At 61.5% G+C, this 12,647-nt stretch carries 11 protein-coding genes; 7 read left to right on the top strand and 4 right to left on the bottom strand.

The features are described 5' to 3' along the window. Nucleotides 1–201 precede the first annotated feature (201 nt). Nucleotides 202–2,607: a TonB-dependent receptor gene (locus BLW11_RS17590; RefSeq protein ID WP_048361549.1), complete on the top strand. Its 2,406-nt coding sequence runs from the start codon at nucleotides 202–204 to the stop codon at nucleotides 2,605–2,607. Nucleotides 2,608–2,692: 85 nt separating this feature from the next. Next, nucleotides 2,693–3,718: a GlxA family transcriptional regulator gene (locus BLW11_RS17585; RefSeq protein ID WP_048361550.1), complete on the top strand. Its 1,026-nt coding sequence runs from the start codon at nucleotides 2,693–2,695 to the stop codon at nucleotides 3,716–3,718. Here BLW11_RS17585 and BLW11_RS17580 read toward each other — a convergent pair. After that, entirely contained in the window at nucleotides 3,711–4,916 is a 1,206-nt protein-coding gene (locus tag BLW11_RS17580; RefSeq protein WP_048361551.1) for an MFS transporter, read from the bottom strand. The two genes, BLW11_RS17585 and BLW11_RS17580, sit on opposite strands and share 8 nt — an antisense overlap. 157 nt (nucleotides 4,917–5,073) lie before the next feature. Here BLW11_RS17580 and BLW11_RS17575 point away from each other — a divergent pair, with 157 nt between their 5' ends. Continuing rightward, nucleotides 5,074–5,523: a winged helix-turn-helix transcriptional regulator gene (locus BLW11_RS17575; RefSeq protein ID WP_048361552.1), complete on the top strand. Its 450-nt coding sequence runs from the start codon at nucleotides 5,074–5,076 to the stop codon at nucleotides 5,521–5,523. Nucleotides 5,524–5,603: 80 nt separating this feature from the next. Here BLW11_RS17575 and BLW11_RS17570 read toward each other — a convergent pair whose 3' ends face one another. From BLW11_RS17570 to BLW11_RS17560, 3 genes are read right to left on the bottom strand one after another with little or no spacing between them, the layout of a single operon-like run. Further along, nucleotides 5,604–6,785 (bottom strand): acetyl-CoA C-acetyltransferase, encoded by a 1,182-nt coding sequence (locus BLW11_RS17570; RefSeq protein WP_048361553.1) that lies wholly within the window; start codon nucleotides 6,783–6,785, stop codon nucleotides 5,604–5,606. A 26-nt stretch (nucleotides 6,786–6,811) separates the two neighbouring features. Beyond that, nucleotides 6,812–7,471, bottom strand: coding sequence for a CoA transferase subunit B (locus BLW11_RS17565; protein ID WP_048361554.1), 660 nt, complete (start codon nucleotides 7,469–7,471; stop codon nucleotides 6,812–6,814). A 32-nt stretch (nucleotides 7,472–7,503) separates the two neighbouring features. Further along, nucleotides 7,504–8,202 carry a CoA transferase subunit A gene (locus BLW11_RS17560; RefSeq protein WP_048361555.1) on the bottom strand — a complete coding sequence of 233 codons (699 nt, stop codon included), beginning with the start codon at nucleotides 8,200–8,202 and terminating at the stop codon, nucleotides 7,504–7,506. A 134-nt stretch (nucleotides 8,203–8,336) separates the two neighbouring features. Here BLW11_RS17560 and BLW11_RS17555 point away from each other — a divergent pair, with 134 nt between their 5' ends. The 4 genes from BLW11_RS17555 (at nucleotide 8,337) to BLW11_RS17540 (ending at nucleotide 12,608) form a co-directional block, all read left to right on the top strand. Further along, nucleotides 8,337–9,230 carry a LysR family transcriptional regulator gene (locus BLW11_RS17555; RefSeq protein WP_048361556.1) on the top strand — a complete coding sequence of 298 codons (894 nt, stop codon included), beginning with the start codon at nucleotides 8,337–8,339 and terminating at the stop codon, nucleotides 9,228–9,230. Nucleotides 9,231–9,670: 440 nt separating this feature from the next. Then, nucleotides 9,671–10,651: a quinone oxidoreductase family protein gene (locus BLW11_RS17550; RefSeq protein WP_048361557.1), complete on the top strand. Its 981-nt coding sequence runs from the start codon at nucleotides 9,671–9,673 to the stop codon at nucleotides 10,649–10,651. A 13-nt stretch (nucleotides 10,652–10,664) separates the two neighbouring features. Beyond that, entirely contained in the window at nucleotides 10,665–11,513 is an 849-nt protein-coding gene (locus BLW11_RS17545; RefSeq protein WP_048361558.1) for a TauD/TfdA dioxygenase family protein, read from the top strand. A gap of 42 nt (nucleotides 11,514–11,555) precedes the next feature. Continuing rightward, complete coding sequence (locus BLW11_RS17540; protein ID WP_048361559.1) at nucleotides 11,556–12,608, top strand: beta-keto acid cleavage family enzyme; 1,053 nt, start codon at nucleotides 11,556–11,558, stop codon at nucleotides 12,606–12,608. The last annotated feature ends 39 nt before the right edge of the window (nucleotides 12,609–12,647 follow it).

Raw genomic sequence — 12,647 nt, 5'->3', positions numbered from 1 at the left:
TGAACGCTGACCCTGTAGCCGCTGCCGAAGGCTGCGATAAGGTCCGAAGGACCTTCGCTTTGAAAAGTACGAGCCCTTCGGTCTCGATCGCAGCCTTCGGCAGCGGCTACAGGTTTTCCCGGCTTTACAGATTTCGCTGTCCCTTTTTTTTACCTCGACGGTCATTCAAGGCAAGTGAATAAAATACGAGAGCGTTGTCCCATGCCTGCAGTACCGTCCTTGCGCTTGCGCCCGCTGTTTCGATTCGGGCTTGTGTTGACCCTCAGTACCAGCCCGCTGTTTGTCTCCTCCAGCTGGGCCGCCAGCGATGAACGCCGTACCTATGAAGTGCCCGCGGGCACTCTGGGCGCCGCTTTGACCCGTTTCGCCGGGCTGGCGGGGGTCAACCTGTCGGTGGACCCGGCGCTGGTCAGCGGTCACAACAGCAGCGGCCTGTCCGGCACGTTCGCGGTGCAGGAAGGCTTCACCCGGCTGCTACAGGGCTCCGGTCTGCAATGGGTACCCGTCGGGGATCAGGCCTATACCCTGATGCCCATGGCACACGACAGCGACAGCCTGCAACTGCCCAGCACCTCGATTCTCGGCGCGGAAGGCGGCGGGCAGGGCGACGTGTTCGCCGGCGGCCAGGTTGCGCGCCGGGGCTCCCAAGGGTTGCTCGGCTCGCGGGACTTTATGGAAACCCCGTTCAGCATGACCACCTATACCAGCGAGGCGGTCAAGAACCTGCAAGCCCGCACCCTGGGTGACCTGATCGGCAGCGACCCCTCGGTACGTGCAACCAACCCGGCGGGCGGGCGCTATGAGCAATTCACCATTCGCGGTTTCAGCCTGTTCAACAGCGACGTTGCCTATAACGGCCTCTATGGCATCTTGCCCACGTACACCATCGACATGGAAATGGCCGACCGCGTCGACATCCTCAAAGGGCCGAGCCAGTTGATCAACGGCATCTCGCCGCGGGGCAGTGTGGGCGGCGGCATCAACGTGGTGCCCAAGCGCGCCACTGACCAGCCGATCACCGAGTTTACCGGTAGCTACGCCTCCGACAGTCAGGTCGGCGGTGCCGTGGATATCGGCCGTCGGTTCGGTGACGAAGACCAGTTCGGGGTGCGTTTCAATGGCGTAAAACAGTCCGGCGATACTGAATGGGATCACCAGAGCGTGGACCGCGAAATGGCCGTCCTGGGCCTGGACTTTCGCGGCGAGCGGTTGCGCCTGTCGACGGATATCGGCCACACCGAACGCATCACCGACGCCCCGCAGGAGCGGGTGCAGGTTGGCCCCAAAGCCAAAGTGCCGGATGCCAACGATGTTCGCCACAACTACGCAGAACCCTGGAGCCGTGCCCACACCAAAGACACCTTTGGGGCCGTGAACGCCGAATATGACGTCAACGACTCGGTCATGGTCTACGGCGCCGCCGGGGCGCGCAAAAGCAACCACGACTTCCTGCGCCATGCCGTGTCGGTGACCAACGACGCCGGCGATTTCAACGTGCAGCCGCGGGACTTCACCCGTGACGAAAACGTGCGCACCGCCATGGCCGGTGTGCGCAACTGGTTCCATACCGGCGCGGTGAGCCATGAGGTCAATCTGGCGGCCAGTTACTTCTATATGGACTTCACCAATGGCGGAGCCCGGTATGCGACGTCGCCCAGCAACCTCTACCGCCCCGTTGAAACGCCCAGGCCCGGCACACCCACCCGGCTTGATCCCGAGGTCTACACCGAAAGCCGCTACAGCGGCGTGGCGTTGGCCGACACCCTCGGTTTTTTTGACGACCGCCTGCTCCTGACCGTTGGGGCCCGCTGGCAGCGGGTCAAGGTCGATGACTGGAACAATGACGTCAAAGGCAAAACCGGTTATGACGAAGAGAAAATCTCGCCGTCGGGCGGCATCCTGTTCAAGGCCACCGACAAGCTCTCGCTGTACGCCAACTACATGGAAGGCCTGAGCCAGGGCAAGATTGCGCCTTCGGTTTCGGTCAACGAAGACGAAATCTTCCCGCCGTTTATCAGCCGTCAAATCGAAGCCGGGGCCAAGTACGACACGGGCCCGTTCGCGATTACCGCCAGCGTGTTCCGCATCAGGCAACCGGCCTATGAGACCAATGCCACGACCCAGGTCTTTGGCCCTAATGGCAAGCGGCAGAACCTGGGGGCGGAAGTCAGTGTGTTCGGCGAACCGCTCCAGGGCTTCCGCCTGCTGGGCGGGGTGATGTACATCGACAGCAAACTGACGGATACCCTCGACGGTGCCTATGACGGCAACCGTGCGCCGGCCACGCCGGAGTACAACGTCAACCTGGGGGCCGAGTGGGATGTGCCCGCGGTACCGGGGCTGACCCTCACCGGGCGCGGCCTCTATTCCAGCTCGCAGTATCTGGACCAGGCCAACACCAAGGAAATCGACGCCTGGGAACGCTTCGACGTGGGTGCGCGCTACGCGTTCAAGGTCGACGAAAAGGCCGTGACCCTGCGGGCCAGTGTCGAAAACGTAATGGGCAAACGTTACTGGAGTTCGGCGGGTGCCTCGGACGACAGCGAGCCGGGCCTGACCCTCTCGACACCGCGAACTTACCTGTTGTCGGCAACGGTGGGGTTCTGACCTGACCCAATGATTGCCTATGCTGCCGGCAGGAGCTTTTTAGCCTGCCGGCGGTTAGCATGGTGCCTTGATTAACGCATCGCACATGGATCGCACCTTGATCGAACGACGCCAGTTCAGCACCGGCATGAAGGGCAAGAACCTTCGCTACCTCAAAGACAGCCCCGCCGATCCCGCCCCGATGGTCCGCACGGGTTTTGTGCTGCTTGAGCACTTTTCGCTGCCGGCGTTTACCCAGGCGCTGGACGCCATCATCACCGCGAACCTGCTGCGCGCCGATCTGTTCTCATCACGTACCTATGGCCTCAGCGAAGGCGAGGTGATCAGCGATCTGGGCCTGGTGATCCGGCCCGATGCGCGCATTGATCCTTCGATCATCGACGAGCTGGACCTGCTGGTCATTTGCGGCGGCTACAGGACGGAGCTGAAGATCGGCGACGAACTGGTCAGCCTGCTCAGGGCCGCTGCAAACGCGGGTATCACCCTGGGCGGGTTGTGGAACGGTGCGTGGTTCCTCGCCAGTGCCGGGCTGCTGGATGGCTACCGGTGTGCGATCCACCCCGAACACCGGCCGGCGCTGGTCGAAGTGGCCAGGGCGGCCCAGATCACCAGCGAACCCTGGGTGATTGATCGCGACCGCCTGACGGCCTCAAGCCCGGCCGGCGCCTTCCAGATGGCGCTGGGCTGGATCAAGGGGCTGCACGACAAGGCACTGGTGGAAGGGATCGAGGACATTCTGGCGTTTGAAGAGTCCCGGTATCGCCGGATCAAACCGGCGCAGAACATCTGCGTGAGCGCGCCCCTGCGTGAGGTGGTGAAGCTGATGGACGCCAACCTCGAAGAGCCGCTGGAGCTGGAGCAACTGGCGGTCTTTGTCGGCCGCTCACGCCGCCAGCTCGAACGTCTGTTCAAGGAGCAGTTGGGCACTACGCCACAACGTTATTACCTTGAGCTGCGCATCACCGAAGCGCGCCGTCTGCTGCAACACACCGAACTGTCCCAGGTCGATGTGCTGGTGGCCTGCGGGTTTGTTTCGCCCAGTCATTTCAGCAAGTGCTACAGCGCCTATTTTGGCTACCGGCCGTCCAAGGAAGTGCGCCTGATCAAGTAACGGGCTGGCGGCTTGCGTCAGTCGCCCCGGGCATGAGAGGCAACGTAATGAGCCAGAACCCGAGTGCCGCAAGGCTGACCCCGGCGCCAAGGGCGCACACACCCGTCCAGCCGTACGCCGCGTAGAGGGCTGTGGATGCCAGTGCACCCAGCCCGCTGCCAATGGCATAAAAGAGCATGTAGCAACCCACGATCCGGCTGTGGGAGTCGGGTCGGGCGTTGAAGATCATGCTTTGGTTGGTCACGTGAATGGCCTGCGCGCCAAGGTCGAGGATGATCACACCGATGATCAGCCACGCCAGTGAGTGGGGCGTTAGCCAGAGTGCCAGCCACGCCAGCAACAACAACCCCAGTGACCCACCGGTTGTCCGCTGGCCCTGTCCTTTATCTGCCCGGATTCCGGCCCGTGTGGCTGCAAGCGCACCCACCACACCCGCCAGGCCCAACGTGCCGATGGCGGTGTGCGAAAAGCTGTAGGGCGCCTGGGTCAGCAGAAAGACCAGAGCACTCCAGAAAATGCCGAGCACCGCAAAAATAAACAACGCCAGCATGCCGCGGATCTGCAGCACGCGATCCTCCCTGAGCAGGGTGAACATTGAGAGGACCAGCCTCCCATAAGGCATCGGCGCGCCAGACGGTCGCTGTGACGGCAAGACGTGGTAGAGGATAAGGGCCAGCACCATCATCACCAGCCCCGAGCCCAGATAAACCCAGCGCCACCCGGCCAGATCCGCGATCAGCCCCGCCGCCAGCCGTGACAGCAACAGGCCGATGACAACCGCGCCCTGAACCGTACCCACTACCCGGCCGCGTTCTTGGGGCAGGGCCGCAGTGGCGGCGAAGGCAATCAAGCCCTGGGTCATGGCGGTCCCCAACAGTCCGATCGTCAGCATGGCCAACAGCATGAGCACGGGGGAGCGGGTCATGCCGACACAGATCAGCCCGGCGATCAATGCGCCTGCCTGGGCCAGCATCAAGGTGCGGCGGTTGACCTGGTCACCCAAGGGCACGAGCAACAGCAAGGCCAGCACGCTGCCGACCTGGGTGGCGGTAATCACCCCGCCGACGGCGGCAGGGCTGATGGCAAAGTCCACCGCCACCTGATCAAGCAACGGCTGGGCGTAGTAAACGTTCGCCACACTCAACCCGCTGGCACAGGCAAGCAGCCCGACGAGCCCGCGTGGAATGCCCGCGGCCATCGCCGCAGTGGGGGTATGAAGTTGATCTGCATGCACGGGAATGCCTCTCGCCAGTCTAGTCTCGAATTAAGACTGGTTTCATTCTAGGTCAACCAGTCTTAAAATGAAACTTGTTGCGCCAAGCAACCTGATTCCCAGGGCAAGCAGAGGAGCCTGTATGACCAAACAGCACATTGAACCGGGTCAGAGTTGCCCGGTGGCACGGACTGCGGACGTGATCGGCGATCGCTGGTCGTTGCTGATTGTGCGAGACGCATTTGATGGCGTTCGGCGTTTCGGGGACTTTCAGAGTGGTTTGGGGGTCGCGCGCAGTGTGCTTACCAACCGGCTCAAGAACCTGGTTGAGGCCGGTATTTTTGAAGTGCGGCCAGCGTCTGACGGAACCTCGTACCAGGAGTACGTCCTGACCGAGAAGGGCAAGAGCCTGTTCCCGGTGGTCGTGGCTTTCAGGCAATGGGCAGAACAGTATTTGTTCGAGCCACACGAGGCGCACTCGCAACTGGTGGACACCGCCACAGGGCAACCCTTGGGCTTGATGCAGCCCGTCACGGCCCAGGGCGAGGTGATCGCTCCCGAGCAAACCCGGGTCAAAAAAAACCCGGCGTGACCGAAGTCACGCCGGGTGTGTTGCCAGCCAGCGCGTGGATATCGTGGATCCGAACGCTGGCTGTTTGAACGCTCTGCGGTTTAGCTGCGCTCGATGGCCAGGGCGACGCCCATGCCGCCGCCGATGCACAGGGTGGCGAGGCCTTTTTTGGCATCGCGTTTGATCATCTCGTGCAGCAATGACACCAGTACACGGCAACCCGATGCACCGATGGGGTGGCCCAGGGCAATGGCACCGCCATTGACGTTGACCTTGTCCATATCCCATTGCAGCTCTTTGCCCACCGCCAGCGACTGTGCGGCGAAGGCTTCGTTGGCTTCGATCAGGTCCAGCTGATCGAGGCTCCAGCCGGCTTTCGCCAGGCAGCTGCGGGTGGCCGCAACCGGGCCGATACCCATGATTGCCGGGTCTACACCGGCGTTGGCGTAACCGGCGATCCGTGCCAGTACCGGCAGGCCGAGGGCCTTGGCCTTGGTGGCGCTCATCAGCACCACGGCAGCGGCGCCATCATTGATGGTCGAGGCGTTGCCAGCAGTGACACTGCCGTCCTTTTTGAACGCAGGTTTGAGTTTGGCCAGGGCGTCAGCGGTAATCCCGGCGCGGGGCTGTTCGTCGACCTCAAAGGCCAGCGGGTCACCTTTGCGCTGTGGAATCAGGATCGGCGTGATCTCGTCAGCAAAACGCCCGGCTTCGATGGCTGCGCAGGCTTTTTGTTGCGAAGCAGCAGCGAAGGCGTCCTGCTGTTCACGTGTGAGCTGGTACTTGTCTGCCAGGTTCTCGGCCGTAATGCCCATATGGTAATCGTTGAAAGCGTCCATCAAGCCGTCGTGGAGCAGGCTGTCGACCATCTTCGCGTGGCCCATGCGCAAACCGGTGCGGGCAGCGGGCAGCACATAGGGGGCCAGGCTCATGTTTTCCATGCCGCCGGCAATCACCACCTCGGCATCGCCGCAACGGATCGCCTGGGTCGCCAGATGCAGGGCCTTGAGGCCGGAGCCGCAGAGCTTGTTCAGGGTCAGTGCCGGGACCGTGTGGGGCAGGCCCGCAAGGATAGCTGCCTGTCGCGCGGGGTTCTGCCCGCAGCCTGCGGTCAGTACCTGCCCGAGGATCACTTCATCTACCTGATTACCGGTCAGGCCGGTTTTTGCCAGCAATTGACGGATCACCGCAGCGCCGAGTTCAGCTGCCGGGACAGTGGCCAGCGAGCCCTGAAAACTGCCAATCGCCGTACGGGTTGCGGCGACAATAACGACTTCTTGCATTAAATCTCTCCTGAAAAAGGGGCGGGTCAGGCGAATTGCATTTCCGGGACGTGGTCCGGGACGATCAATTTACCAGCGGTTTTGCGCACGATCTCGTCAACGCTGACGCCGGGCGCGCGTTCCTTGAGGATAAATGCACCGTTGTCGATTTCCAGGTAGGCAAGGTCGGTCAGTACACGCTTGATGCAACCGGCGCCGGTCAGCGGCAGGCTGCAACGCGACAGCAGTTTGGACTCTCCGTCCTTGGATGCATGGGTCATGGTGACGATGATGTTGTCCGCACCGGCCACCAGATCCATCGCGCCGCCCATGCCCTTGACCATCTTGCCGGGGATCATCCAGGAGGCGATGTTGCCGAGCACATCGACCTCAAAGGCGCCGAGTACGGTGAGGTCGATATGGCCGCCGCGGATCATCGCGAACGATTCCGCCGAGGAGAAAATCGACGCACCGGTGCGGGCGGTAACGGTTTGCTTGCCGGCGTTGATCATGTCGGCGTCAGCTTCACCGACGCGGGGGAACGCGCCCATGCCGAGCAGGCCGTTTTCCGATTGCAGCATGACTTCCATGCCTTCGGGGATGTAGTTGGCGACCAGGGTCGGAATGCCGATACCGAGGTTCACATAGAAGCCGTCCTGCATTTCGCGGGCGACGCGCTGGGCCATTTGTTCGCGGGAAAGAGCCATGGTGGTACTCCGTCAGAGCTGGGGGCAGGGGATCAGGAGCGCTCGGTGAGCTGCTCGATGCGTTTTTCGAATGTGCCGCAAATGATCCGGTCGACGTAGATGCCGGGGGTGTGGATCTGCGTCGGGTCCAGCTCGCCGGGTTCGACGATTTCTTCGACTTCCACCACGGTGATCTTGCCGGCAGTGGCCGCCAGCGGGTTGAAGTTCTGCGCGGTGTGGCGGTAGATCACGTTGCCGAAGTGGTCGGCTTTCCAGCCCTTGACGATGGCGAAGTCGCCGGTGATGGACTCTTCCATCAGGTAGGCGCGGCCCTTGAACTCACGGGTTTCCTTGCCGTCGGCCACGGGTGTGCCGACCCCGGTGGCCGTGAAAAATGCCGGGATGCCGGCGCCGCCAGCGCGCATTTTTTCGGCGAGGGTGCCTTGTGGGGTCAATTCGACTTCGATTTCACCGCTCAGCAACTGCTTCTCGAACAGTGCGTTTTCACCCACATACGAGGCGATCACTTTGCTGATCTGGCGGTCTTCGAGCAGTACGCCGAGGCCGAAACCGTCGACCCCGCAGTTGTTCGAAACCACCGTCAGGTCGCGGATGCCCTGGCGCTTGATCTCATTGATCAGGTTCTCCGGGATGCCGCACAGGCCAAAGCCGCCAGAGATGACGGTCATGCCGTCCTTGAGCCCGGCCAGGGCCTCTTCGTAGGTCGCCACACGCTTGTCGAAACCTGCCATATGCACCTCTTTTATTTTTAGTGGTCGGTGGTTAGCCGTTTGTAGCGAGTGTTACTGCGTGAGATTGATTTGTTAAGTTGATTTTTACGGTTGATTGATAGATAAAACAAATTAATAAGCCTGAGGCAACGTTCATGACCGTGAAACAGATCCGCGCCTTCCTCGCCGTGGCCCAGAGCCTGAGTTTTGCCGTGGCCTGCGAGCGACTTCATTTATCGCAATCAGCCCTGAGCCTGACTATCAAGGCGCTGGAAGAGGGCCTTGGCGGGCGCCTGTTCAGCCGCACCACGCGCAATGTGGCACTGACGCCGGAAGGCGAGTCGCTGCTGCCCTTGGCCCGGCGGCTGATTGCCGACTGGGACAATGCCGAGGATGAACTGCGTCAGCGTTTCACCTTGCAACGCGGGCGCGTGACACTGGCGGCCATCCCGTCGTTTTCGGGCAACGTGCTGCCGGCCATCCTCAAGCTTTTTCGTGTGCGTTACCCCAAGGTCAACGTCACGGTAAATGACGTGATCAACGAGCAAGTGCTGGAAATGGTCCGCGACCGGCAGGTGGAGCTGGGTGTGGCGTTCGACCCGGGGCCGGGTTCGTCGCTGACGTTTACCCCGCTGTATCTCGACCGTTTTGTGGCGGTGGTGCCCCGTGATTCGGGACTGGCCGGGCGTGAGTTGATTGACTGGAAAACCTTGCTCGAACAGCCCTTTATTACCCTGCAGAGACCTTCTGCGGTGCGGGTGATGCTTGAGGAGCATTTGCAGGCGCGGCAGATGAAATTGCCGGTGGAGTTCGAAAGTCATCAGCTGGCCACGGTCGGGCGCATGGTGGCCAGCGGGTTGGGCGTGAGTGTGGTGCCGGCCTTGTGTGCCGAGCAGATGCGTGAACTGGGGGCGTGCTGCATCACTTTGCATGAGCCGGTGGTGGAGCGGGCCATTGGGGTGCTGACCAAGCCAGGGCATGAGCTGTCGGCGGCGGCCCAGGCGATGTTTGACAGTTTGTTTGAGCAGTGGCGGGTGGATCGAGGGTGACCTGCTCCAGGCGGCCGTATGGTCGGAACCCGTAGAAAGCCGTGATACATCGAATGGATATGTACTCGGTGTAGATACGGGCGCACTGCACAACAACTGATCCACCGAGTACATATCCAGCACTCGTGACCAACTGCAATTTTGGTTTCGCCCTTACGGCGAGGCACTTTTGTCAAACAGCCGAGTGTCGGACCACCACAAAAATACCCAAAAAGGCCTTGCCCCGTCGTACGGCCCTCGCTTCGCTCAGGTGTCCCTCACTCCGGCCCCGCTCCGTGGGCACGCCGCTGCCGAAGGCGGCCACAGGTGTTTGCAATGCCTGTCATGAAAAGAGAAGACGCTGTCGTCTGATGAGAAGCGCCCGCGCCGGCCGTTGTTTACATTCCAGTCCACGTGTATCGCCGTAGTGCGATCTGAACGCTGATTGGAGAGATAAAAGCATGGCCCAAGTCGTACGTTTTTACGAAACCGGTGGTCCCGAAGTCCTTCGGTTCGAGGAAGTTGAAGTGGGCGACCCAGGCCCCGGTGAGGTCAGGCTGCGGCATGTCGCCGTCGGCCTCAATTATGCCGATACCTACTTTCGCAATGGCACGTACCCGATCCCGATGCCCAACGGCATGGGGGTCGAAGCGGCCGGTATCGTCGCGGCAGTGGGTGAGGGTGTCAGCCATGTGGCGGTCGGGGATCGTGTCACGTACACCGGCTTTCTCAACACCCTGGGTGCCTATAGCACCGAGCGCCTGATCTCGGCTGCACCCCTGATCAAACTGCCGGAAAGCATCTCTTTTGAAACCGCTGCCGCCATGACCATGCGCGGTCTGACATCTGCTTATCTGATGCGCCGCATTCATGATTTCAAACCCGGTGACAGCATCCTGTTGCACGCCGCCGCCGGTGGCGTCGGGCTGATTGTTTCGCAGTGGGCCAAGCTGCTGGGCCTGAAGGTGATCGGTACCGTGTCCAGCGATGCCAAGGCTGAAGTGGCCCGCACCCATGGTTGTGATCATGTGATCAATTACAGCCACGAGGATGTGGCCAAACGCGTTCGAGAACTGACCGACAACGTTGGCGTCAATGTGGTGTTCGACAGTGTGGGCCAGAGCACTTTCATGGGCTCGCTGGACTCGCTCAAGCGCCGTGGCCTGATGGTCTGCGTGGGCACGGCTTCCGGCCCGATCCCGGCGTTCAACCCGGCGCTGCTGGCGATGAAAGGCTCGTTGTTCATGACGCGCCCGGCACTGGCCGACTACATCGCCGACCCGGCAGAAAAGGCCGATCTGGCCGGTGAACTGTTCGACCTGGTCGGCAGCGGCCGGATCAAGATCGAGATCAACCAGCACTACAGCTTGCAGGATGCCGTACAGGCCCACCGTGACCTGGAATCGCGCAAGACCACGGGCTCCTCGATATTCGTTATCTAAAGGAGGGCAGGTCATGCAAGTTGAACAACTTACCTGCCATATCGGCGCCGAGCTGATCGGCGTCAACCTTGTCGATGCCATCCATGACGCCGGCCTGTTCTCCGAGATCCGTGCCCAACTGCTCAAGCATCGCGTGTTGTTCCTGAGGGACCAGGACATCAGCCGTGCCGAGCACGTGGCCTTTGCCCGGCACTTTGGCGAGCTGGAGGACCATCCCGTGGTGGGCAGCCACCCGGACCATCCCGGACTGGTGCAGATCTATAAAAGCCCGGACAGCCCGGTCGACCGTTACGAAAACAGCTGGCACACCGATGCCACCTGGCGCGAGGCGCCGCCGCTGGGCTGCGTGCTTCGTTGCGTGGAGTGCCCCCCGGTGGGGGGCGACACCATGTGGGCCAATATGGTGGTGGCTTATGAGCGCTTGCCCCGCGACGTGAAGGCCGCGATCGAAGGCCTGCGGGCCCGTCACAGCATCGAGGCGACGTTCGGCGCGGCCATGCCGATCGAAAAGCGCCTGGCGCTCAAGGCCCAGTACCCGGACGCCGAGCACCCCGTGGTACGCACCCATCCGGAAACCGGCGAGCAGGTGCTTTTCGTCAATGGTTTTACCACTCACTTCAGCAATTACCACACCGCCGAGCGGGTGCGTTACGGCCAGGATTTCAGCCACGGTGCGTCCGAGCTGCTGCGCTATCTGATCGGCCAGGCCAGCATCCCCGAGTATCAGGTGCGCTGGCGCTGGAAGCCCAACAGCATCGCCATCTGGGATAACCGCAGTACCCAGCATTACGCGGTCATGGATTACCCGGCTTGCCATCGCAAGATGGAACGCGCCGGCATCAGTGGCGAGAAAACCTACTAAGCAAGCGCACCCACGCGAACAACAATAAAAAAGGAAACCCCCATGCAATTTTTCGACGATTCCCTGCACCCCGAAAACATGGAAAAAGTGGTCATTACCGTTGCCCCTTACGCCCCTGAGTGGATGCCGGAAGACTTCCCGGAAGACATCCCGGTGACCATGGATCAGCAGGTACAGAAGGCAGTTGACTGCTATGAAGCCGGCGCCACCGTACTGCACCTGCATGTGCGCGAACTGGACGGTAAAGGCTCCAAGCGCCTGTCCAAGTTCAACGAGCTGATTGGCGGTGTGCGTGAAGCCGTGCCGGACATGATTATCCAGGTGGGCGGTTCGATTTCCTTTGCCCCGGAAAGCGATGGTGAGGCGGCCCTGTGGCTGTCCGACGACACCCGGCACATGCTGGCGGAGCTCTCGCCACGGCCGGATCAGGTCACCGTGGCGATCAACACCATTCAGATGAACATCATGGAGTTGCTGTACCCGGAGTACCGCGAAGGTACCTCGCTGGCCGACCCGCTTTACGAGGCTGCCTACAGCGAAATGACCGTACCGGCAGGCCCGGCCTGGGTGACTGAACACCTCAAGCGTTTGCAGGCCAACAATATTCAGCCGCATTTCCAGCTGACCGGCATCCATGCTTACGAAACCCTTGAGCGCATGGTGCGCAAGGGCCTCTACAAAGGCCCGCTGAACCTGACCTGGATCGGTATCGGTGGCGGTTTCGACGGCCCGAACCCGTTCAACATGTTCAACTTTATCAACCGCGTACCGGATGGTTGCACGCTCACCTCCGAGTCGCTGTTCAAGAACATGCTGCCGCTCAATACCATCGCCCTGGCCATGGGCTTGCACCCGCGTGTGGGCACTGAAGACACCATCATCGATCAGCACGGCAAGCGCTTCACGTCCGTGCAGCAGATCCAGCAGACCGTACGCATTGCCCATGAACTGGGCCGTGAAATTGCTTCCGGCAAAGAGGCACGGGACATCTACCGCATCGGTGTGCAGTACGACACGGTCGAGCAAACCCTGTTGGCCAATGGCATGGCGCCCAACCGCAAGCCGGGTCAAAAAGGCGTACCGCGCCGCGACTGATGTGACACCAGGCAGGAAGCCCGGGGCTTCCTGCCTGCG

The sequence above is a fragment of the Pseudomonas deceptionensis genome (genome assembly GCF_900106095.1).
Lineage (GTDB): Bacteria > Pseudomonadota > Gammaproteobacteria > Pseudomonadales > Pseudomonadaceae > Aquipseudomonas > Aquipseudomonas deceptionensis.
Note: the sequence above shows the minus strand (reverse complement) of the source record. Positions and strands in the feature narration are given on the sequence as shown.